This window comes from Embleya sp. AB8, assembly GCF_049739465.1.
Taxonomy (GTDB): domain Bacteria; phylum Actinomycetota; class Actinomycetes; order Streptomycetales; family Streptomycetaceae; genus Embleya.
Genome location: NZ_JBMHHY010000044.1, coordinates 1 through 21,455 on the forward strand (window position 1 = coordinate 1; position 21,455 = coordinate 21,455).

Below are 21,455 nucleotides of genomic sequence, written 5' to 3' on the forward strand. Positions count from 1 at the left end.
GCTGTCCCGGGTGGGGGCTGGAGCTTTCTTCGCGCCGGGGTTGGACTCGGGTCGGTGGGCTTGCCGCCCGGGGGCTAACCGCGGTCGGGGCTGGGTACGCGTGCGGGGGTGATGCGGGACTCGGGGGCCCGGGCGGCGGGTTCGGGATGCGGGTTGCCGACCCCGGTGCTGTCCCGGGTGGGGGCTGGAGCTTTCTTCGCGCCGGGGTTGGACTCGGGTCGGTGGGCTTGCCGCCCGGGGGCTAACCGCGGTCGGGGCTGGGCTCCCGGGCAGGGGCTGGGGCTTGCTCGGCGCCGGGGCGGACTCGGGCGGTTGGGCTTGCCGCCCGGGTGCCAATCCCGGTCGGGGCTGGGCTCCCGGGCAGCGGTGACGCGGGACTCGGGGGCCCGGGCGGCGGGTTCGGGACGGGGCTGCCGACCCCGGTGCTGCCCCGGGTGGGGGCCGCGGGGCCTTGCTCGGTGCCGAGGTCGGGCTCGGGTGGGTGGGCTTGCCGTCCGGGGGCTATGCCCGGTCGGGGCTGGGCTCCCGGACGGGGGTGACGCGGGACTCGGGGGCGTGGGCGGCTGGTTCGGGGGTTCGGGTTGCCGACTCCGGGATGTGGGGCGGCGGTTCGGTGGTGTCGGGCACCGACTCTCTTGTTCGGGCCGGTGGTTGTGGGGCGCGTGCTCCCGGTGGGCGGTGGGCGGCCTGCCTGGGGAAGCGGTTCGGGTGGAAGTCGGTGCCCGGGATGTCGGGGCGGCCGCTGGCGCCGTCGCACAGGAGGTCGGCCACCAGCATGCCGACCGCCGGCACGATGCCCAGGCCGTGCTCGCCGCAACCGGCGGCCACGAACAGCCCGTCGGGGCCGGTGGAGCCGATCAGCGGCAGGTGGTCGGGCCCGGCATCGCGGCGGGTGCCGAACGTGGTCGGCGGCGCGACCTCGGGCAGGCCCGGGAGCCGCGCGGCCAGGTGCGCCGACGCGCGGGCCGCGAGTTCGTCGTCGAACGTGTCCTCGGCCGGATCGAGCATGCCGAGCAACAACCGGTCCGGGCCGTCCGGCCGCAGGTAGCGGCGGCCGATCAGGTCGACCAGGACCGGCCGTTCGCCGACCGCCCGGCCGACCCGCACCCGGAGCGCGAACTCGCGGGCCGCGCGTACCGGCAGATCCACCCCCAGCGGCGCGACGAACGCCGGCGAGTCGGCGCCGGCGGCCACCACGACGGTGCCCGCCGCCACCGCGCGGCCGTCGCTCAGCCGGACCCCGGTGACCCGATCCCGGGTCGCCGAGACGGCCACCGCCGGCGCGCAGGGCAGGATCGCGGCGCCGCCGTGCCGGGCGGCGCGGGCGAACGCCCGGGCCGTGCGCCGGGTGTCCGCGTAGCCGCCGCGCACCTCGTGGGCGAACCCCGCGAAGCCGCGACCGGACAACTCGGGCCAGTACGCCGCGACCGCGTCCGCGTCCGCCGACCGGACCTCGATGCCCAGCGCGCGCCGCATCGCGATCCCCGCGTCCAGCGCGGCCAGGTCGGCCGCGGCCACCCCGACCAGCCGGCCGCAGCCGCGATAGCCGACATCCTCGCCGAGCACCTCCGCCGCGTTCTCGAACAACTGCGTCCCGGCCCAGGCCATCGCGGCCAGCGCCGGCACGTCCGAGGAGCAGTGCACCGCGCCCCCACCCGGACCCGGATCGCCGGTCGACCCGGGCGGCCCCGAGCCGCCGACCCCCGCCGCGCACACGATCACATCGCGCACCCCGCGCTGGGTGAACGCGTAGGCGATCGCCATCGCCTCGGGCCCGGCCCCCACGATCACCACGTCGGCCACCGGCATGTCCGGCGTCATCGGGTCACCCCCGAGGCAGCCGGTCGGCCGGTGCGCCGGAGCGCCGTCGGATGGTCCTGTGTCGTCATTTCGCGCCGTCACCTGGGTCGATGGTCGGAGGAATCCCGTCGCCGGGAACCGATGTCGCCCGGAGTGAATCGTTCGGCGGTTTCCGACTTTCGACGCGAGCGTAACGGTGATGTTACGCACAGTGGCGCGGACCGGTGTGGACCGGTGCGGACCGGTGCGACGGTGGCGCCGGAGGACCACGCTCACTCGAACGGTCGCCCACCGCCGTCGACGGATCGGTTCCGGCCGGCCGGAACCGCCGCCGGAGAGGGTGGCGGAGGGAGTGGCGGGTGTCATGGCGCCGACCATATACCCCCATGGGGTACATGGAGGTTAGGATTCGATTCCGGTGGGGTTGTGGCATCGATGCGCTCGTCTCGGGTAACACGCCGGACACGGCCCGATCGGGTCGTGGGCAGGAACGGGCAGGAAGACGAGGAGGCGCGATGACCACCACCGCGATCGCCGCTTTGGTCACGTTGTGCGTCGGCCTGGTCGGCTGCCTCTGGCTGCTCACCCGGGGGCGTCGCGCCGAGCGGATGACCGCCGCCGTGTTGATGTGCATGTGCGCGTCGCTGGCGCTGGTGTTCTACTCCATCGGCCAGGGCGGCCTGGGTGCGCTGGACGCGGCCCTGCTGCTCGGCATCGCGGCCCCGGCGGGCACGCTGATGGTCGCGGCACGCGGACGAGGCCTGAGCCGCGCGACCGGAAGCCGCGACCACCGCGCCAAATGAGCACCCCGGGGCGCCGAATGAGCACCCTCGGGAGTCGTGCGATCACGTCTTGTCGCGACCGCCGCCCCCGCCACCGCGCCGCAACAGGAAGCTCACGCACAACCACACCAGCGTCGTCGTGCACCCCATGATGATCAGCGCGAACCCGATCACCACCAGATAGACCCCCGACGTGGTGGCCAGCGCCGCGAAGACCGCCGCGAACAGCACGACGAGCAAGAGCACATGCCAGGTGCCGGAGAGCGTCGGCCGGCGCCCCCAGCGGCGGGCGCGCTTCGCGGCCGGCATCGAGCCCGCGCCCGGCGCGACCCGGCCGCGCGCACCGGCCCGTCGACGGTTGCGGGAAGGACGCATCGTCCGCAGGGCGAGATCGAGTTCCTCGTCCTTGCGCAGTTCGTCCTCGATCTCCTCCAGCATCCGCCGCTCGCTCGGCGTCAGACGCACTTCCTCCATCATGTCGTTCGCCCCCTACCGCAGTTCCGGCCGCATCCCTCGAGCACCGCCGAACGGTCGTCACGACGCGACAGGGACAGCCGACGGCGCGGACCGTACTCAGAGGGTCCCCCGCAGGTGGCGATGTGACACCTGGCAGAACGAGAGATGACAGGTAGTGATATTTCCTTCGACCGCACGGCTGGGTCCGGTGGTGCGGGTGATGCCGGGCGGGGCCGGTGATCCCGAACTCCATCCGCCCACCGGCGCGGTGCCGCCGGGTAGGGTCACCCGTTATGGCCAATGGAACAACTGACGAAGCGTCGGGCGAGGCGCCCGACACCCCCGCCGAACTGCTGGACCTGCGGGACAGCATCGACAACATCGACGCGGCCCTGATCCACCTGCTGGCCGAGCGGTTCAAGTGCACCAAGCGGGTCGGTGTGCTCAAGGCCGAGCACCGGCTGCCGCCGGCCGATCCGGCCCGCGAGGCGGTACAGATCCGTCGGCTGCGCGCGCTGGCCGAGAGCGCCAAGCTGGATCCCGACTTCGCCGAGAAGTTCCTGAACTTCCTGATCGCCGAAGTGATCCACCATCACGAGGCGATCGCCCGCGCGTGATCGCCCGCGCATGCTCGGGTGCCGCTCGGCTCGCCCCGCCGATCGAGCCGATTACCCCGTCGGTAGTGCCACTTGACGTTCCGTCATCTACCGGTTGCTACTTACGGGGGAAGATCGTGCGCCCCCCGTCACCGGTATCCCGCTCGGGCGTTGGACGTCTCGGAACCCCCGTTCCACCGTCTATCGATCGATGGGAACAACTACCAGTGAACAAGCTCACCAAGGGTGCGGTCGTCTCCGCCGCCATTCTCGGCGGTTCGGTTGCGATGGGGGGCCAGGCGTTCGCGTCGGCCGAAGCGGGCAGCGCCGCCACCGACTCGCCGGGCGTCGTCTCCGGCAACACCATCCAGGTACCGGTGCACGTCCCGATCAACCTGTGTGGCAACAGCATCGACGTCATCGCGGTGCTGAACCCGGTGTTCGGGAACGCCTGCGTCAATGCGGACGGCTCCGAGCGCGCGATGCCGGAGCACCACGCGCCGCCGGTCGACGACGACTGCCCGCCGGAGCTCCTGCCGGCGGGCGACGAGCTCGAGGGCCCGGCCCGGATGATGGACCCGGCCGGACCGGCCTCGCTCGCGGGCGGCCTCGCCGGCGGGATGACGGGCTGACGCTCCGCACCACACCCGCCTCGGCCCCGGAACACCTCCCACGTGTTCCGGGGCCGAGGCATCGCCGGGGCCCAGGCATGGCCGCACCGGCCCGGCGGTGCGTTCAGGCGGCGGCCCGATCGCGCAGCCGGCGCGGCGCGGGCTTGGCCTTGGGCGGCTTGCCGAACGCCTCGAACACGCCCACCACCGCCACCACGAGCGAGATCAGCGTCATCATGCCCAACGCGCCGAAGAAGCCGGTCAGCGCCTTGGTCCGGGAGGCGTCACCGGTGATCAGGATCAGCAGGCCCAACAGGGCCGCGGCGATCGCCATCGCGGCCACGAAACGGCCGAACTCGACCACCTCGTACCGGACTCGGGCCGTCCCACGGCGCGGTGGCCGCCACGGCAGCGGGCCGCCGAGGAAGTGATAGGCCACCCGCTGGTCCACCCAGCGGATCGCCCGATGCCCGAAGAGCACGGTGATCCCGATGTACAACGCGGCGATCCCGTGCCGTGCGCCCGCCGTCGCCCCGCCGCGCAGATCCACCACGGCGACCACGAGCAGGATCAGCTCCAGGACCGGCGTGCCGTACAGGAACACGTTGCTCAGCCGCCGGCGATGCAACACGTAGCGGCTCAGCAGGCCCAGGGCGATCAGCACCCAGAAACCCACCTCGCAGGCCACGATCATGGCGACGACCACGGCGCTCTCCTCCTTCGACTGCTCCCACGGCTCGGACCGATTGCGCCGAGCCGGCCCCACCAGCCTCTCTCGCGCGCGCGGCACCCGAATCGTCGCGGCGGCGGATTCCGCCGTACAGACAACGATGTAGCCGGCGGACCACGATGTGTGCCGGGCGTCGGCGCGGTATCGGCGGTTCGCCCCTCGCCCGCCGGATACTGTGCAGGCAAGGCCGAACAGCAGGGAGAGCACATGGCGCAGGAGCAGCCGGACGGTCGGGTCATGGTCGAACTGGTGGACCCGCAGGGGAACACCATCGGCCTCGCGGAGAAACTGGAGGCTCATCAGCCGCCGGGTCTGCTGCACCGCGCGTTCTCGGTATTCCTCCTCGACGACCGGGGCCGGGTGCTGATGCAGCGCCGGGCGCTGACGAAGTATCACTCGCCGGGCCGCTGGTCCAACACGTGTTGCAGCCACCCGTTCCCGGGCGAGGAGCCCAGGGACGCGGTGTTGCGCAGGCTGAGCGAGGAACTGGGGGTCAAGCCCGTCGTCCTGGAGTCGGCCGGGCTGGTCACCTACGACGTCACCGACGAGGTCTCCGGCCTGGTCGAGAAGGAGTTCAACCATCTCTTCGTCGGCGTGGTCGGCGGCGAACTCGGGCTCAACCCCGAGGAGGTCGACGACGTCGCGTACGTGCCCCTGGCCGAACTCGACGCGTGGCTGGCCGAGCACGAGCACACCGCGTGGCTGAGCGCGGTGCTCGACCCGGTCCGCGAGTCGCTGACGGCGCTCGCCGCCCGCTGACTCGTCGCACCCGGCAGCGCCGAACATCCGCGACACCCGCGCAGGGCGGTCCGAACGACACCGGACCCGCCCTGCGCGTCGGTCAGGCCTGCGGCGGCTTGGTGCCCTGGTCGGGCCAGCTCGGGGCGGGCAGCGGGACCAGTGCGGTGCGGTCCGACTTGGGCGCGGGGGCGCCGAAGAGGTATTCCGTGCGCAGGTGCCGGACCGCGCCGGTGGGCGCGCCCTTGTCCACCACCGCGGTGCTCACCTCCGAGTACGCGGGCAGGTGGGTGGCCGGGTCGAGCCAGAACACCGCGCGCACCGGGGAGCCGCTCTGCTCGCCGAAGTTCTCGATCCGGTAGGGCCCCTTGGTGAAGTCCGGGATCGTCGCGCGGAACGCGTTGAGCAGCAGGTCGGTGTTGACCGCGGAGCCCGCCGCGGCCTGTGGTTTCAGGTCCACGGTCAGTCGCAGGTACGACTTGCCGTTCTGCTGCGCGGATTCCACCGCCGAGGGGGTCAACCACCCGGGGACGGCCTCGAGTTGGCCGGCGAACATCTTGGCCTGATCGGCGGTCAGCCCGGTGGGCAGGATGCCGTCGCCGACGAACTTCCCCTCGTGGGCCATGTCCACCACGCATGGCCGCTGGGTGTCGGACCACTTGGCGAGCGTGTTGTTGTAGCTCCACTCCTTGCCCGCCTCGCACGAGGAGCGCTTGACCGGCGCGTCCGTCGCGACCTGGTAACCGCGGTCGGTGTATGCGGTCTTGGCGCCGGCGTCGTACCAGGTCCGGAACTCGTCCTTGACCGTGGACTCCTTGGCGGTGTCGCCGGTCGCGGTGCGTACCGAGTGGTACTCGACCACCTGCTGTGTGGTGGTGGCGGCGAGCAGCGCGGCCCAGACCGACTTCGGGTCCTTGTCGTTCTTCCCGCCGGGCGCCGCGCCGCCGCTCGGGCCGGCGGTGCCGCCGGCCGTCGTGTCCTGCGCGCCCTTGTCGTTCTTGCCGCCCTTGTCACCGGAGTCGGACGAACACCCGGTCAGGACGACCGCAGCGGCCAGCCCCGCCGCCGTCCACGTGCTCCACCGTCGTCCCATGCCCCCGTGTCGCATGCACAGCTCCTCGAATCGTCGGACGCTCCGTCAGCACGCATACCGTACGCGTGAGCACGCCCGCCGCGTCCAGTGCCGCGCCTGCGGCACCGGGGTGGGGCCGGCCGGCCCGGCCCCACCCCGCGCGTCGGCGCTCAGTCCAGGGACAGGGCCGCCAGCGCCGCGTTGACGATCGAACCGGGCAGCAGGTCGTGCAGTTCGTACAGGTCCTCGATCCGGCCGGTCTGGCCGAACTGGTCCACGCCCAGCGGCACACACGGCACGCCGAGCGCGGAGCCGAGCCAGGCCAGCGTGTGTGAGGACGAGTCGTGCACGGTGACCACCGGCGCCCGATGCGGGAACGCGGCGCGCAATGCGCCCGGCGCGGACGGCGTGGTCGCGGTGCGCACCCCTTGGCGCAGCGTGCGCTGCCAGGCGCCGTAGAGCCGGTCCGCCGAGGTGATGTCCACCACCTGCGCGGCGATCCCCTCGTCCCGCAACTCATGCGCGGCGGTGAGCACTTCGGGCAACACCGCGCCGGACGCGGCGAGGTAGACGCTCGGCGCGCCGGGCAACTCGGGCGCCTCCAGGAGCCGGTAGGCGCCGGCCAGCACCTGCCGGCGCAACACCGCGTCGCCGAGCCGGGTCCGGGCCGCCTCGAACGGCGCCTGATCGATCGGGCGGGTGGTCAGCCGGAAGTAGTACGCGCCGTTGTCCGGGTCGACCCCATGGTCCGGGCCGCTCGCGATCCGCCCCACCGCGTCGCACAGCAGCCAGTCCAGGGCGGTGCCGTAGGCGGGTTCGAGCAGCGTGGTGCCGGGCAGTTCGAGCCCGATCGACGCGGTGATCGTGGACTGGTGCGCGCCGCCTTCGGGGGCGAGGGTCACGCCCGAGGGGGTGCCGGCGACGATGAACCGCGAGCCGGAGTAGACCGCGTGGATGAAGGCGTCCAGGCCGCGGCAGACGAACGGGTCGTAGACCGTGCCGATCGGGATCAGCGGCTGGCCGGACAAGTCCCCGGCCAGGCCCAGCTGTTCGAGCAGCAGGAACAGGTTCATCTCGGAGATGCCCAGTTCGATGTGCTGCCCGCCCGGACCCTCGATCCACTTCAGCGCGCCGTCGCCGGACCAGGCCCGGCGGTCGGTGGGGGCGAACACCCCGGTGCGGTTGATGAAACCGGCCAGGTTGGTCGAGGTGGCCACGTCCGGCGCGGTGGTGACCAGGTAGGGCGCGAGCGCCGGGTCGCGGGAGAGGTCGACCAGGACCCGGCCGAAAGTCTCCTGGGTGGAGACCGGCTTGGTCATCCGCTGGTTGGTGGCCGGGGTCACCGGCACGCCGAGCGGGCCCGGCTTGGCGGCGCGGGCCAGGTGTTCGCGGCGCTGCCCGGCCAGGATGCCCTCGGGGGTGGCGGCGTCGAAGCGGTCCCACTCGGTGCCCTCGGTCAGCCCGAACTCGGCGCGCAGCGTGGCCACCTGATCCCCGCTCAGCAGCGCCGAGTGGTTGCGCGGGTTGCCCGCCATCGGCAGGCCCCAGCCCTTGACCGTGTAGGCGAAGACCACGCTGGGCCGGTCGGTGACCGCGTCGCAGCGCTGGTAGGCGTCGAGCAGTGCGGCGATGTCGTGCCCGCCGAGATCGGTGACCAGCGCGTGCAGTTCGGCGTCCGGTACCTCCGCGACGGTCTCCGCGACGCCGGCCGGCGCGCCGTCCAGGAAGTGTGCCCGGACGTCCTGATCGGCCAGGCCGAACAGGGCCTGGTACTGCTCGTTGGGCATCGCGTCGAGCCAGGCCCGAAGCAGCTCGCCGCCGGGCCGGTCGAACGCGGCCTGCAGTCGGCGGCCGTACTTGACCTCGACCACATGCCACCCGGCCGCCTCGAACTGGCCGCGCCACTGGTCGATCCGGATCCCCGGCACCACCCGGTCCAGCGACTGCCGGTTGAAGTCGACCAGCCACATCACCTTGCCCAGGCCCTGGGTGGCCGGGTCGGCGATGGCCTCCCAGATGTTGCCCTCGTCCAGTTCGGCGTCGCCGAGCAGCGCGATGAAGCGGGACGCGGGGCGCGGCCCGAAGTGCGCGTCCACGTAGCGCCGGGTGGCCGCGCCGAACAGCGGCGCCGCCGCGCCCAGGCCGACCGAGCCGGTGGAGAAGTCCACCCATTCGCGGTCGGGATCCTTGGTCCGGGAGGGGTAGGACTGGAGCCCGCCCTTGGCGCGGAGCGTGGTCAGGTAGGACCGGTCCAGGTTGCCCAGGAGGTATTGGATCGCGTGGAAGACCGGCGAGGCGTGCGGCTTGACGCTGATCCGGTCCGGGCCGTCGAGGTGCGCGAACCACAGCGCGGTCATCGCCGACACGAGCGATGCCGAGGACGCCTGGTGCCCGCCGACCTTGATCCCGTCGGCGTTGGGCCGGTCGTGGTTGGCGGAGTCGACGATGCGCGTCGCGAGCCAGAGGATGCGGCGCTGGACGGCTTCGAGGACGGGCAGGTCGATGCCGAGCGCGGACGCGGCGTGGTCGGCGCCGAGGGCGGACGCGGCGTGGTCCGGGTCGCTGCGGAGCATGGTCACCTCAAGATCGGTTGGGGTGGCCGAAGCATACGGCGATCGTCTCACCATGCGATACGAGTGGGGCGGTCTACGAGTGGGGCGGTCGTGGTGGCGGTGGGTGTCGGGTCGGCGGCTTGGTGTGGTCGCCGAGTCGGCCGCCTTCGATCCGGGTCGACGATCGAAGACGGCCGGGGCGGGCGGGGCGCGCGGTGGCCGGGGTGGCCGGGGCGGTCGGGGCGGTCGTGGTGGCCGGGTGGCCGGGGGAGGGCCGAGGTGTTCCGGGGGGCGGCGGCGGTGGTTACGCGAAGCGTTCCCGCAGGGCGGTCAGGCCCGCGCCGTACGTACCCTCCGCGAAGACCGCTTCGACGGTCTCCACTACGTCCTCGTCGCCCGCGTAGACGGCCGACCAGACCACCTCGCTGCCGTCCGGGTGCGGATTCACCGCCAGTGTGCCGACATAGTCGGTCACCGCGAGTGGTACCTGGATCAGCGCGTAGCTCATCCGATGCGCGTCTGCGTCGTGGCTGAGCAGTTGCTCGCGCGAGACCACCTCGCCGTCGATCGCGAACGCCCGTATCGCGCCCGGGGTGTTGGCGTCGCCGCCGCCCTCGATCGTGCTCGGCGGCACCACCGGGTGCCAGTCGCCGAGGGCGCCGAAGTCGCCGACGACCGCCCATATCTTGTCGGGTGTGGCGGCGATCACAGCGGAACGCGAGATCTCGCGCATGAAGACACTCCTGTCGGTTCGAAATTACGCGCGTTGCGATGGGACGATACGAATCGATTCGGCTTCGACCCCGATCCGAGTTCGATCCGAGCCCGATTCGATCCGGGTCCTTGCCGGGTTCGCAACACCACCGGGTGGTTGGCCTCGGCCGAATAAATCACCCGGCCGATGTGGCCTGTCTCCTGGACGCGGAAACCACTTGGCACCTAGAACCGTTGCAGGGCCGAATGGGCAAGCGGGCGGGCGAGACCGGAAAGGGGCGGCGGGGACGTGTTGTACGGACTTGTGCTGACGGCTTTCGCGGCGGCCATTCTGGTGACCGCCCCACGCGTGTTGCGCCGGGCGGAGCGCAGCGGCTTCAGCCCGCGCCACGTGCAGCGCGCGTGGCGGGCCGCGGCCGGCGGCGTACTCGCCTCGTTCGCGCTGGCCATCCCGGTCTACACCCCCGACCTGTGGCAGGCCCCGATGCGCGCGGCCGGCTTCGAGCCGCGGATCGGGATGCCGCACGTACCGCTGGCCGCGCAGATCACCGTCGCGATCCTGGCCCTGCTGCTCCTGGCGCTCGGCTGGCGGCGCGGCGCGGGGGCCGCCGGCGACTACCGGCGGGCGCTGCGGGTCCAGTTGGACCGGCTGGAGAACAGCGCACCGCTGCTTGACGAGGAGGACGGCGGCCGGCCGCGCCTGGTGATCGTCGAGGACGAGGCGCCGCGCCTGGTCCTGCTGCCGTCCCGGCCGCCGCGCGTGGAGGCCACCACCCGGGCGCTCGACCTGCTGCGCCCCGAGGAACTGAACGCCGTACTCACCCACATGGCCGGGCATCTGCGCCGGCGCGACGCGCAGTGGATGGTCTGCGCGGACACGTTGGCCGATGCCTATCCGACGGTGCGCTTCTTCGCCGAATGGGCCGATCACGCGGCCGAGTTGTCCGAGAAGGCGGCCGACGCCGACGTGCGCGGCTCGATCGCGCGGGCCAATCTGCGCCGGGCGATCGTCAAGCTGTCCGGGCCGGGGCAGGCGGGTGGCCCGTTCTGCCCGTGCTTTGCGTGGCCGCAGCAGCGCCAGGAGGAGCTGACGGTGCATCAGGCGTATGCGACGGCGCACCCGGAGGTGGCGGTGGCGGGGGTCCGGGTGGGCGCACCGGTCGCCTCGGCGGGACTGCGGGTGCTCACGGCGGCGGCGCTCCTGGTGCCTTCGGTGATCGTGGTGTCGCCGCACTTCCTGTACCTGTGAGTCTGTACGTGTGAGTGGGAGTGCCGGGTGTGCCGGGTGTGCCGGGTGTGCTGGGTACGCGGGTGCGGCGCATGTGCCGAATCCGCGCGGCATCCGGGAATTCCGCGCCGCGCGTGCGGTCATGCGGGGTGATGAGGGTCATGAGGGGTCATGAGGGGGTCATCGGGGGGCGTGCGACAGACCTTTCCGGAGCGTATCGGGAGCGTCGCGGAACTGCCCGGGAATCCCGCCGGAAAGGTGCTCGAGAACAGGCTTCGGGAGCGCTGCGCGTAATCTGCCGATCATGATCGACGGCGAAGTGTGGTTGCGTTGCGAAGGCGCCGAGGCGCGGGTGTTGCCGGCCGCCGGGTGTCGGCTCGGCTCCCTGCGGGTGCACGGACTCGAATTGCTCCGGACCGAGGGCGCGCGGCCGGCCGAGTGGGGCAGCTATCCGATGGTGCCGTGGGTGGGGCGGATGGGCGACGCCCGGTTCGAATTCGGCGGCGCGGTCCATGAGTTCCCCGCCGACGCGGCGCCGCATGCGCTGCACGGGCTCGGCTATCGGACCGAGTGGAAGCAGGTGGCGGCGAACGACTCGTCGGCCACCTTCGAGTTCGCATTGACCGACCCGTGGCCATTCGCCGGGCGGGTCGAACAGACCTTCACACTGCGCCCGGACGGCCTCGACACGGTCTTGCGGGTCGAGTCCGAGGGGGCCACGTTCCCGGCGCAGGCCGGTTGGCATCCTTGGTTTCGGCGGCAGTTGGCGACGGGCGGGCTGCTGGAGTTGTCCTTCGCCCCCGCGTGGCAGGAGGAACGCGGCGCCGACTACCTGCCGACGGGCCGACGGATCCCACCGGTCGACGGCCCTCGCGACGACTGCTACGGCACGCCGGGCGGCGTCGACGCGACGTTGGTGTGGCCCGGGGCGTTGCGGTTGCGGATGACGTCGGACTGCGACTACACGGTGGTGTACGACCTGCCTCCCGAGCACGTATGCGTCGAGCCACAAACGGGCCCGCCGAACGGTTTGGTGGGCTCGGCGGAGCGGTTGGTCCGGGCAGGGGAGCCGTTGGTCGCGTCGACGAGCTGGACCTGGCTCGTGGCCACATAGCCCTGAGGGGTCGGGCTGCGGTCGCGTTGCACTTGGCTCGGGAGGGTTGTGCCCACCCGCCCACCCGCTGCGTTGGGTGCGGAAGTTGGGGTTTCAGGGGCTGCGGGGCGGCGTGGCGTGGCCCCGCCGGCCCTGGGGTGGCTGGTCCGGGGCTTATGGGGGTTCTCGGACATCGTTGCGGTGTCAGGGGCGGCGGCAAGCCCTTCGCCTGCCGGGTACGGGCAGGACAGCCGGCGCCGTCCGAGCGATCTCGGACATGCGGGCCCTCGCCCCCGAACCGGCCGTGCACGCGGACCCGGTGACGGTGCCCGGGCCCAGCAGGTGCGACGGCGCCGGGGCGCCGGCGGGTCCGGGGTCGAGCCGGACGTGGTGGGACTGTGCGCGAGCAGGGCGATCTCCGGCGCTCGGGGGGACCCGCTCACCAACCAGGCCGACCCACACGGGAGTTCGCCCTTCAACGCGCCAATCGGCAGGGCGGCGGGCGTTGCGGCGGTGGCCGGCTGCTTGGTCGGACGTACCCCGTCACGCGAACGCGGCGTCGGGCCGCATCGCCCGACGCGGGGTCCGACCGAGTCGATTTCGGTGACGCCGAAGAGCGGGCGATTTGGTCCCCCGCTTGGGGGATCTCCGCAGGCCGGAGCGCTGCTAGTTTCCCGATGTCGGTGATCGACTCGGAGCGAGGAGCGGGGAATGGATGTGCTCGGCGGGGTACGCGCGGTGGTGTATCCGGCGCGGGATATGCCTGCGGCGGTGGCGGCGTGGACCGCGACGCTGGGATACGGGCCGGCGTGGGAGAGCCCCGATTACACGTCGTTCACCGACGGGGTGTTCGAAGTGGGCCTGTCCCGGCTGCCGTGGTTCAAGCACCCGCTGGTCTTCTGGAGGGTGACGGACATCGAGGCGGCGTGGCGGGAGCTGACCACGTCCGGGGCGACCGCGTTGGGCGAGGTGACCGGGGGCGGTATGGCCGAGTTGCCGATTGCCGAGGTGGTCAACGGGGATACGAAGACCGGCATCGTCACCATGCCCGGCCGCAAGTTGGCCGTCCTGAAAGCGGCGGACGGGAGCTTGATCGGCTTGATGGAGGACACACCCGCATCCTGGTGAGGCCGTCACGGGGGCGGTCCTGAAGGGGCCGGACGGGAGCCTGATCGGGCTGATGGAGGACACACCCGCATCCTGGTGAGGCCGACACGGGGCGGCGCTGACCAGGTAGCCAAGGGATGGCCCGGTTCGGATTGACGGAGGACACACCGGCATCCCGGTAGGGCCGACACGGGGCGGCCCTGACCGGGTGGCTGGAAGATGGCCCGATGACAACTCATCTGGTGGCCATGGGTGGCGGCGGGTTTTCGATGAACGACGGGGCGACCGCGCTCGATCGGTACGTGCTCGCGCTGGTCGGGCGGCCTCGGCCCAACGTGTGCTTCGTGCCGACCGCCTCCGGGGATGCCGAGGGCTATGTCGAGCGGTTTCGGGGGGCGTTCGAGCCGCTCGACTGTTCGGCGCGGCACCTGAGCCTCTTCCGGCGGTCCGGCGCGGACCTCGCGGCGGAGTTGGCCGAGCAGGACGTGGTCTACGTCGGGGGCGGCTCGACCGCCAACCTGCTCGCGTTGTGGCGGCTGCACGGGCTGGACGTCGCGCTCGCCGCCCGGGCCGAGGCGGGTGACCTCGTCGTGTGTGGCCTCAGTGCCGGTGCGTTGTGCTGGTTCGAGGGCGGTATCACCGACTCGTACGGACCGGAGTTGCGCCCGCTCGCGGACGGCCTGGGGTGGGCAGCGGGGAGCCTCTGCCCACACTACGACGGCGAGGCGGGCCGCCGTCCCGCCTATCACGCGGCCGTCGCGGCGGGCGTCCTGGCGCCCGGCTTCGCGCTGGACGACGGCGCCGCGATCCACCTCGTCGACGGCGAGGTAGGGCACTTCGTCGCCGAGCGGGCGGAGGCGCGGGCGTATCGGGTCGAGGCCGCCCCCGACGGCGGAGTCAGGGAGTCCGCCCTGCCGATGGTCGGGCTCTGATCAGGCTGATCGGGCTGCCGATCGGGCTGCCGATCAGGCCCTGACCTGGATACTTACCATTCTTCTGGTACCTGAATTTCAAGTAGGTACTTGAGCAGACGACAGCGCCGGCGCAGCATCGATATCGCGAGCCGGCGCACCGACCCGGTACCGGCTCGGGCTCCCACTCCCGCCTGGAACGAGATCGTCATGCCTGCCGCCCCGAACCCGCCCGTCCCGCCCGTCCCGTCCGTGCCGTCCCACCCGTTCGACCCGGCCGACGCCCCCGTGTCCGTGCTCGGCCTGGGCGCGATGGGTACCGCGCTGGCCGGTGCGCTGCTTGCCGCCGGGCATCCGGTCACCGTCTGGAACCGGTCCGCGGCCCGTGCGGACGGCCTGGTCGCGCGCGGTGCCCGGCGCGCCGATTCGCCTGCCGCCGCGGTCGCCGCGAGTCCGCTCGTGATCGTGTGCGTGACGGACTACGCCATTGCCGACACAATCCTGGCCGACGCGACCATTCCCGGCACCGACACGTGGGCCGGCCGCACGCTCGTCAACCTGACCTCGGACACCCCGGAGCGCTCCCGCGAGACCGCCGGGTGGGCCGCGCGGCACGGTATCCCGTACCTGGACGGCGCGATCATGGTGCCGACCCCCGTCGTGGGCACCGCCAACGGCTTTGTGTTGTACAGCGGTTCGCCCGCCGCCTTCGACGAACACGGCGCGACGCTACGGGCGTTCGGGCCCAACGCGCCGTTCCTGGGCGAGGAGCACGGCCTGGCCGCGCTCTACGACCTCGGCATGCTGGACTTCTTCTACACGGCCCTGGCCGGCCTGGTGCACGCGTTCGGCGTGGTCGGCGCGGACGGGGTATCGGCCGCCGAGTTCCTGCCGTTCGCCAACGTCATCTTCGGCATCCTGCCGGACATCATGGCCGGTACAGCCGCCGCGATCGACGCCGGCGCCTACCCCGGCGAACAGGACAACCTGACCATGGAGGCGGCGGGCATCGAGCACATCGTCACCGCCGCGAAGACACGCGGCCTGGACGTGGGCGTACTGGAGGCGATCAAGTCGGTCACCGACCGGGCGATCGCCCGAGGCCACGGCGGTGACAGCTTCGCGAGCACGATCGAGGTGATCCGCTCGGCCTGAGCGCCGAGGGCCGAGCCACCGAGCACCGGGCGGCGAGCGCCGGGCAGCGCAGGCGGCCGGCGGGCCCGGCCGAACGGGCCCGCCGGCGCCGCGCGTTCAGTCCTCGTCGCCGGTGTCGCGGGCGAGCAGGTCGGCGATTCCCTCGCGGCGCAGCAGCACCCGCGCCCGCCCGTCCCGAACCGCCACCACCGGCGGTCGGCCGACCAGGTTGTACGTCGAGGCCATCGACTGCTGGTACGCCCCGGCGGCCGGCACCGCGAGCAGGTCGCCCGGGCGTACGTCCTCGGGCAGTTCGACATCGGCGGCCAATACGTCGCCCGACTCGCAGTAGCGTCCGACCACGGTCACCCGCCGCGAGTCGGCCGCGCCGGTACGGCCGATCAGCCGCACCGTGGTCCGCGCGCCGTACAGGGCCGGCCTCGGGTTGTCCGCCATGCCGCCGTCCACCGCGACGAACACCCGGTGTGCGGTCCGCTTGACCACGAGCACCCGGTACACGGCCACCCCGGCGGGCCCGGTGATCGCCCGCCCCGGCTCGACGATCAGGCGCGGTACGGCCAAGTCGTACAGCGCGCACTGCCGGGCCAGTTGGCGGCGTACGTCGACCGCGAACGACTCGATGTCGAGCGGGTGTTCGCCGCTGCGATAGGCGATTCCGTGGCCACCGCCCAGATTCAGCTCGGGCAGTACGATCCCGTGCCGGTCGTGCAGTCCGGCCAGGAACTTGGCGAGCGTGGCGACGGCCGCCAGCCACGGTCGTACCGAACCGATCTGCGACCCCAAGTGGCAGTGCAGCCCGGTGAGTTCCAGGTGCGGCTGGGCAACCGCGCGCAATACCGCGTCCTCGGCATCGCCACGCGCGATGGACAGGCCGAACTTCTGGTCCTCGCCGCCGGTCCGGATCGCGTGATGCGCACCGGCCTCGATGCCGGGCACCACGCGTACCATCACCCGCTGCCGCTGTCGGGGGGCCACCAGCGCGGCCAACCGGGCGATCTCGGCCGGGTTGTCCAACACGATCCGGCCCACGCCGAGCCGCAACGCCGCGCGCAGTTCGTCGCCCGACTTGGCGTTGCCATGCAGGATGATCCGCTCACCGGGCATCCCGGCCAGGGCGGCCAACTCCAGTTCGCCCGCCGAACACACGTCCAGGCCGAATCCCTCGTCGCGCAACCAGCCGACGAGTCCGCGACACAGGAACGCCTTGGCCGCGTAGGCGATTTCGACGCCGGGCAGGGCGCGCCGGTAGGCCCGGCAGGTTTCCCGTACATGCTGTTCGTCGAGCACATACAACGGCGTCCCGAACCGCTCGGCCAACTCCCCCAGGGCCAGGCCCCCGACGGCCAGTTGGCCACCTCGCTCGACCGCCGACCGCGGCCACAGGCCCGCGTCCAACGTCGGTTCCACAACCGTCACAGACATGGCAACTCCCTTGTACACGCGCTTGAAGCTTGAGTGACGGCGGATCAGTCGACGAACGAGAGCACCACGAGGAGCACCGCGACGACCGAGGTGATGCGCAGTACGCCGAGGAGTTGCGGATCCCAGTAGGTCCCCGAATCCGACGCGGTATTGGTGGCCAGGCCCAGATGCGGCCGACTCGCCGAAACGGCCCGCGACGGCGCGAGTCCGGCGGTGGCCACGGCCGGCGGCGCGGCGGCGGGGGCTGGGGCGGGGGCCGGGGTCGGGGCGGGGGCGGCGGGCTCGATCGGGTCGGGCGTGGGTTCCTCGTGCCGCACCGGGGGCGCCGAAAACGCCGGGTCGATCAGCAGCCGCTCGACGCCGGCCTCGTCCGCGAGTGAGCGAACCGCGCCCGCGCCGAGCCGGATCCATTCCTGCTCCACGCCCAGCACGGCGCGCAGTCGGGCCACCGAGGTGAAGGCGACCACGACCCGGGCGCCGAGCGGGTCACGGCACAGCCGCACCACCTCGGCGCCGGCCGTCGACCGCACCGGCACGATCAGCACGCGCCGGGCGGTGGTCGTAGTAGCGGGTTCCTCATCGGTGATCAACACGTCCGACACGACAGCCTCCGAAGTCCGACCCCGCAGCCACCCGCGGGCCCTCACTCCGAAGCTACGACCACCCCATACCGGGCAACCCCGCCCCTACCGCACCCTTGATCATTCACGGCGCCTTGTTGACGACACGTTGACACGGGGCGAGGAAGGACGGGGCGGGCCGGGGCCGGGACGGTGGCCGTGCCGCGAAGCACGGCTCACGAGCGGGGCGAGCGGGCCGGGCCGGGGTCGGGGCCACAACCGGGTCGCGAGCGAAGGGAACACCGCAGGTCAGGTCGGAGCAGCAGCCGCGGGCAAGACGCGCCTCGCAAAAGAGGCGAGCCGGAACGGCCGGAGTCGTGTGTGAGGGAGCCCCACCCGGGATGCCGAGGGCGAGCCCCCCGAGTAGGCCCAGGGCTGCCGAAGCCCCGCCCGGCCGCGCGTTGGGGTCGCGAGTGGGCGGGGCGGCTCGGGCTACTCCCAGACAAGGCGCTGACCGTCCGGTCCCACGTGGACCCGCAGTCGTTCGGCGGGCAGTTCGGCCGCCCGCCAAGCGGTCACGTGCTCGGTGATCGTGTCCCAGAGTCGGGCGGGTCCGCCCTGCCGGGCGAGCCATCGGCCGTTGCGTTCGTACACGCTCGCCCACGCGCCGGCTTCGACGTCGATCACCATGTGTTCGGTCCGTCCGTTGCGGGTGAGCGTGAGCCGCTGTGTGCTCGGTACCGCGAACTGTGCGACCCATCGAACGGTGTCGTCGTCAAGCACGTCCGCGCCGAAGTCGGTCGGTTGTTCGTCGCCGGCGTCGAGATCGGGCAACAGACCGAGCGCGGGCGGCGTGTGTGGTCGGGCGATCATGAAACCGGCTCGACCGCCGAGTGCCGGACCGCTCGCGGTGCCGTCGTCGGCGACCGTGAGCCGAACCAGCTCGCTTGCGCCCATCCATCCGCCGTAAACCGGGGCGAGGATTTCCCCGCCGGGGCGGGTCTGCGCGATCCACTCGGCCGGGATGGTCCGTACCCCGCACGTGACGATCACGCGGTCGAAGGGCGCTGCCGCACCGTAGCCGGCGAGCCCGTCGCCCACGATGAGATCGGGCCGGAGATCGAGCGAGGCGAGCGCGACCCCTGCGTTTGCCGACAGGGTGCGGTCGACCTCGACACTCGTCACCCGGTCGTCGCCGAGTCGACGCGTGAGCAGTGCCGTCGAGTAGCCGGTCCCCGTGCCTACTTCGAGAACTCGCGAGTCGTCGGAGACGCGTAGTTCTTCGAGCATCCGAACGACCAGCCCCGGCATGGTGCTCGACGACGTGGGGAGTTGCATCACCCGCCCGTCGACTTCGCGCGGCACGATGATCCCGCCGAGTTGGGTGACAAGCGTGTCGTTCTCGTAGACCCTGGCGAGTCCGCTCGGCCCGTCCGTGACCGAGGCCGGCCGATACCAGCCACCGTCCTCGTACTCGAACCATCCGCCGGACAGGAACGCCTCGCGCGGCACCTGCCGGACCGCCGCATCCCATTCGGGCGAATGCAACACCCCATCGGTCGCGAGCAGGTCGGCGAGTTGGTTGCGGAGCTTCGTGGCTTCGTCGTCGCTCATGTTCGGGTCTCTCCGTTCTGGAGGAGGTCGGCGAGTGCGGACGCGGAGTGCGTCGAGGTTGCGCCCGGCTTTGCGGTTGTTCCTGTTCGTGACTCGAAGGACCCGAACTTCGGTCACCTGGTTGTCGCTCGCGCGTCCTGGGCGGCCATGTTGTCGATGCTGCGCGCCGGCTGACGTACCGCCGGGTGATGCCCCGGCATCTACCCGGATGCGGGGTGGCGGGGCATCGTTCGTAGGCGGGTTGCGTCGGGTTCGGGGAGGCGGCGGAGTGCCTCGCGGAGGGTTACGCCGGACATTCGGGGGCGGTGTGCCGTGGTCCAGGTGACTACGTACGCCGGGTCCCGTTTGGAGATCTCGCGGAGCAGCCAGCCGATTGCCTTGCGGATGAAGAATTCCTTCTCGTCCAGCATCGGGTCCGCGTAGCGGTCGAACCGGGGCAGGTCGGGCGTGCCCGTGCGGACGCCCGGCAGCAGGCTGAGCAGGGCGGCGCGGCGGATCCAGAAGTCGGCGTCGCCGGCCCACCGGTCGGCGGTGGCGAAGTCGGCGGGTGGCAGGCCCATCAGTGGACCGGCGACCTTTTCCGCGAGGGTGTCCACGTAGACCCAGCCGGCCGAGTCGCGGATCAGGCGTTCGACGAGCGGGAGGTCCGCGCGGGTGAGTACGCGCAGGTGGATGCGCAGCAGCTCGATCGCCGCGAAGTGGCTCTCGTGCACCGGTCGGGCCCACAACGCGTCGATCCAGGCCAGGAGTTCGGCCCGAGTCGGTTCCGGGCGGGCGCGCGCGGCCGAGGTGACCGTCTTGCGCAGCACCGGCACGGTGACGCCGAGGAAGTCGAGATCGCTCTTCAGGTACGCCCGTTCGGCCTCGGCGCGCTCGGGTGTGCCCAGCATGGCGAGGGCGTGGACGAGCTTGGCGGCGGCTTCCTCGGGATCGAATCCCTCGGCGGCGGGCTCCTCGGCAGCGGGCATGGCGACACGATATGCGGCCTCGGTTGCCTCGGTCGCGCCGGTCGCGCCGGTCGCGCCGGTCGCGCCGGTGGCGCCGGTTGACGTCGGGTTGACGTCGGGTTGAGGTCGGGTTGACATCAAGTGGGCTTGAGGTTCGAGACTGGGGTCCGTCCTGCGGTGTCCTGCGAATCCCGGAGAGTTCGATGCGTGCCATTCGTCTGAACGAGTTCGGTCCGGCCGAGAATCTGCGCTACGAGGAAGTGGCGACTCCCGAGCCGGGGCCGGGGGAGGTGCGGATCGCCGTGGCTGCGGCGGGGGTGCACTTGGTGGACGTGATGTTGCGTACGGGGGAGACCATGGGGCCCTTCCCGCTGCCCGAATTGCCCGTCACGCTCGGTCGGGAGGTGGCCGGGACGGTGGACGCGGTCGGGGTCGGGGTGGATCCGGGTCTGGTCGGGCGGCGCGTGGTGGCGCACCTGGGCAATGGCAACGGCGGCTACGCGGAGTTCGCGGTCATCGACGACCAGGCGCTCATCCCGCTGCCCGAGGACGTGCCGGCCGAGGTCGCGGTGGCGATGGTCGGCACCGGACGTACCGCGCTGGGCATCCTGGAGGTGGCCGCGCTCACCGCCGACGACGTCGTACTGATCACCGCAGCCGCCGGTGGCCTCGGCACGCTCCTGGTCCAGGCCGCGCGCAACGTCGGCGCGGTGGTGATCGGCGCGGCCGGCGGTGCGGCCAAGGTCGAGGCGGTGGCCGAGTCCGGGGCGGACCTCGCGGTGGACTACACCGCCGCCGACTGGGCCGAGCAGGTGCGGCTCGCCGGGCGGCCGGTGACGGTGGTCCTGGAAAGCGTCGGCGGCAAGATCGGCGAAGCCGCCCTGGACCTGCTTGCCGCCGGCGGTCGGATCGTCACATTCGGCTGGTCGTCGGGGGCGGCCGTCCCCGACCTGGAAGCCCGCGCGGCGGCGGCCGGCGTGGCCGTCGAGAACCCCCTCGGCCCACGCATGACCAACCGCCCCGGCGGCATCAAGTCCCTCGCCGAGGCCGCGCTTGCCGCTGCTGCGGCGGGCGAACTCACCCCGACGATCACCAGGTTCCCCCTGTCCGACGCGGCAGAGGCACACCGGGCCCTGAGCGCACGCCGCACCGTCGGCAAGGTGGTTCTGCTTCCCTGAGCGATGCGCGGCAACCGGCCGAGGGCGCGGAGGTGGGCGGCACGACCGTTGCCCACCTCCGCGCCCTTGGCCGGACACCTGTCGCCCGGCCCATCCGGCCGGCGCACCGATCGCCCGACGGTCCCGGCAGCGGTCGGGCCAACTCAGGCTCGACCCAGCCCGGTTGCTTGCCGCTGCCCCGCATCCCGC

At 72.3% G+C, this 21,455-nt stretch carries 21 protein-coding genes; 11 read left to right on the plus strand and 10 right to left on the minus strand.

All coding sequences use genetic code 11. From position 1 onward, the window contains the following. Positions 1 to 501: 501 nt before the first annotated feature. A complete protein-coding gene (locus ABIA38_RS41855; protein ID WP_424644256.1) occupies positions 502 to 1,821 on the minus strand; it encodes an FAD-dependent oxidoreductase in 1,320 nt (439 codons plus the stop codon). Positions 1,822 to 2,315: 494 nt separating this feature from the next. Here ABIA38_RS41855 and ABIA38_RS41860 point away from each other — a divergent pair, with 494 nt between their 5' ends. Beyond that, the gene (locus ABIA38_RS41860) at positions 2,316 to 2,603 is read left to right on the plus strand and encodes a hypothetical protein (protein ID WP_424644257.1); all 288 of its coding nucleotides are present in this window, start codon (positions 2,316 to 2,318) and stop codon (positions 2,601 to 2,603) included. Between the two features lie 42 nt (positions 2,604 to 2,645). Here ABIA38_RS41860 and ABIA38_RS41865 read toward each other — a convergent pair whose 3' ends face one another. Beyond that, positions 2,646 to 3,047 (minus strand): hypothetical protein, encoded by a 402-nt coding sequence (locus ABIA38_RS41865; protein WP_424644258.1) that lies wholly within the window; start codon positions 3,045 to 3,047, stop codon positions 2,646 to 2,648. Between the two features lie 284 nt (positions 3,048 to 3,331). Between ABIA38_RS41865 and ABIA38_RS41870 the strand changes: the two genes are divergently transcribed. Both ABIA38_RS41870 and ABIA38_RS41875 read left to right on the plus strand, forming a co-directional pair. Then, positions 3,332 to 3,655: a chorismate mutase gene (locus tag ABIA38_RS41870; protein ID WP_424644259.1), complete on the plus strand. Its 324-nt coding sequence runs from the start codon at positions 3,332 to 3,334 to the stop codon at positions 3,653 to 3,655. Positions 3,656 to 3,861: 206 nt separating this feature from the next. Next, positions 3,862 to 4,266 carry a chaplin gene (locus ABIA38_RS41875; protein WP_424644260.1) on the plus strand — a complete coding sequence of 135 codons (405 nt, stop codon included), beginning with the start codon at positions 3,862 to 3,864 and terminating at the stop codon, positions 4,264 to 4,266. Between the two features lie 103 nt (positions 4,267 to 4,369). Here ABIA38_RS41875 and ABIA38_RS41880 read toward each other — a convergent pair whose 3' ends face one another. After that, on the minus strand, positions 4,370 to 4,951 hold the full coding sequence (locus tag ABIA38_RS41880) for a hypothetical protein (protein WP_424644261.1): 582 nt from the start codon (positions 4,949 to 4,951) through the stop codon (positions 4,370 to 4,372). Positions 4,952 to 5,182: 231 nt separating this feature from the next. Between ABIA38_RS41880 and idi the strand changes: the two genes are divergently transcribed. Further along, complete coding sequence (gene idi / locus ABIA38_RS41885) at positions 5,183 to 5,734, plus strand: isopentenyl-diphosphate Delta-isomerase (RefSeq protein WP_424644262.1); 552 nt, start codon at positions 5,183 to 5,185, stop codon at positions 5,732 to 5,734. A gap of 82 nt (positions 5,735 to 5,816) precedes the next feature. Here the strand turns inward: idi and ABIA38_RS41890 are convergent, their stop codons facing one another. From ABIA38_RS41890 to ABIA38_RS41900, 3 genes are all read right to left on the minus strand, one after another. Next, a complete protein-coding gene (locus tag ABIA38_RS41890; RefSeq protein ID WP_424644263.1) occupies positions 5,817 to 6,821 on the minus strand; it encodes a hypothetical protein in 1,005 nt (334 codons plus the stop codon). Between the two features lie 134 nt (positions 6,822 to 6,955). After that, positions 6,956 to 9,358 carry a transketolase-like TK C-terminal-containing protein gene (locus ABIA38_RS41895; protein WP_424644316.1) on the minus strand — a complete coding sequence of 801 codons (2,403 nt, stop codon included), beginning with the start codon at positions 9,356 to 9,358 and terminating at the stop codon, positions 6,956 to 6,958. A gap of 283 nt (positions 9,359 to 9,641) precedes the next feature. Then, on the minus strand, positions 9,642 to 10,070 hold the full coding sequence (locus ABIA38_RS41900; RefSeq protein WP_424644264.1) for an SRPBCC family protein: 429 nt from the start codon (positions 10,068 to 10,070) through the stop codon (positions 9,642 to 9,644). 270 nt (positions 10,071 to 10,340) lie between these two features. On the opposite strand from ABIA38_RS41900, the gene ABIA38_RS41905 reads away from it, so the two are divergent. The 5 genes from ABIA38_RS41905 to ABIA38_RS41925 all read left to right on the plus strand — a co-directional run bounded on the left by ABIA38_RS41905 (position 10,341) and on the right by ABIA38_RS41925 (position 15,545). Beyond that, complete coding sequence (locus ABIA38_RS41905; RefSeq protein WP_424644265.1) at positions 10,341 to 11,300, plus strand: hypothetical protein; 960 nt, start codon at positions 10,341 to 10,343, stop codon at positions 11,298 to 11,300. Positions 11,301 to 11,583: 283 nt separating this feature from the next. Further along, positions 11,584 to 12,393, plus strand: a complete 810-nt coding sequence (locus ABIA38_RS41910) for an aldose 1-epimerase (RefSeq protein WP_424644266.1) — start codon at positions 11,584 to 11,586, stop codon at positions 12,391 to 12,393. Positions 12,394 to 13,083: 690 nt separating this feature from the next. Beyond that, positions 13,084 to 13,500 (plus strand): VOC family protein, encoded by a 417-nt coding sequence (locus ABIA38_RS41915; RefSeq protein WP_424644267.1) that lies wholly within the window; start codon positions 13,084 to 13,086, stop codon positions 13,498 to 13,500. Positions 13,501 to 13,706: 206 nt separating this feature from the next. Next, positions 13,707 to 14,411 carry a Type 1 glutamine amidotransferase-like domain-containing protein gene (locus ABIA38_RS41920; protein ID WP_424644268.1) on the plus strand — a complete coding sequence of 235 codons (705 nt, stop codon included), beginning with the start codon at positions 13,707 to 13,709 and terminating at the stop codon, positions 14,409 to 14,411. Between the two features lie 189 nt (positions 14,412 to 14,600). Beyond that, on the plus strand, positions 14,601 to 15,545 hold the full coding sequence (locus tag ABIA38_RS41925; RefSeq protein ID WP_424644269.1) for an NAD(P)-dependent oxidoreductase: 945 nt from the start codon (positions 14,601 to 14,603) through the stop codon (positions 15,543 to 15,545). A gap of 96 nt (positions 15,546 to 15,641) precedes the next feature. Here ABIA38_RS41925 and lysA read toward each other — a convergent pair whose 3' ends face one another. From lysA to tgmC, 3 genes are all read right to left on the minus strand, one after another. Next, on the minus strand, positions 15,642 to 16,967 hold the full coding sequence (gene lysA / locus ABIA38_RS41930; RefSeq protein WP_424644270.1) for a diaminopimelate decarboxylase: 1,326 nt from the start codon (positions 16,965 to 16,967) through the stop codon (positions 15,642 to 15,644). 44 nt (positions 16,968 to 17,011) lie between these two features. Continuing rightward, on the minus strand, positions 17,012 to 17,560 hold the full coding sequence (locus ABIA38_RS41935) for an SAV_915 family protein (protein WP_424644271.1): 549 nt from the start codon (positions 17,558 to 17,560) through the stop codon (positions 17,012 to 17,014). Positions 17,561 to 18,019: 459 nt separating this feature from the next. Then, positions 18,020 to 19,141, minus strand: coding sequence for an ATP-grasp peptide maturase system methyltransferase (gene tgmC / locus ABIA38_RS41940; protein WP_424644272.1), 1,122 nt, complete (start codon positions 19,139 to 19,141; stop codon positions 18,020 to 18,022). Here tgmC and ABIA38_RS41945 point away from each other — a divergent pair. After that, positions 19,070 to 19,315, plus strand: coding sequence for a DUF397 domain-containing protein (locus ABIA38_RS41945; RefSeq protein ID WP_424644273.1), 246 nt, complete (start codon positions 19,070 to 19,072; stop codon positions 19,313 to 19,315). The genes tgmC and ABIA38_RS41945 overlap by 72 nt on opposite strands. A gap of 26 nt (positions 19,316 to 19,341) precedes the next feature. Here the strand turns inward: ABIA38_RS41945 and ABIA38_RS41950 are convergent, their stop codons facing one another. Further along, entirely contained in the window at positions 19,342 to 20,109 is a 768-nt protein-coding gene (locus ABIA38_RS41950) for a DNA alkylation repair protein (protein WP_424644274.1), read from the minus strand. A 182-nt stretch (positions 20,110 to 20,291) separates the two neighbouring features. Here ABIA38_RS41950 and ABIA38_RS41955 point away from each other — a divergent pair, with 182 nt between their 5' ends. After that, on the plus strand, positions 20,292 to 21,266 hold the full coding sequence (locus ABIA38_RS41955; RefSeq protein WP_424644275.1) for a zinc-binding dehydrogenase: 975 nt from the start codon (positions 20,292 to 20,294) through the stop codon (positions 21,264 to 21,266). Positions 21,267 to 21,455 lie beyond the last annotated feature (189 nt).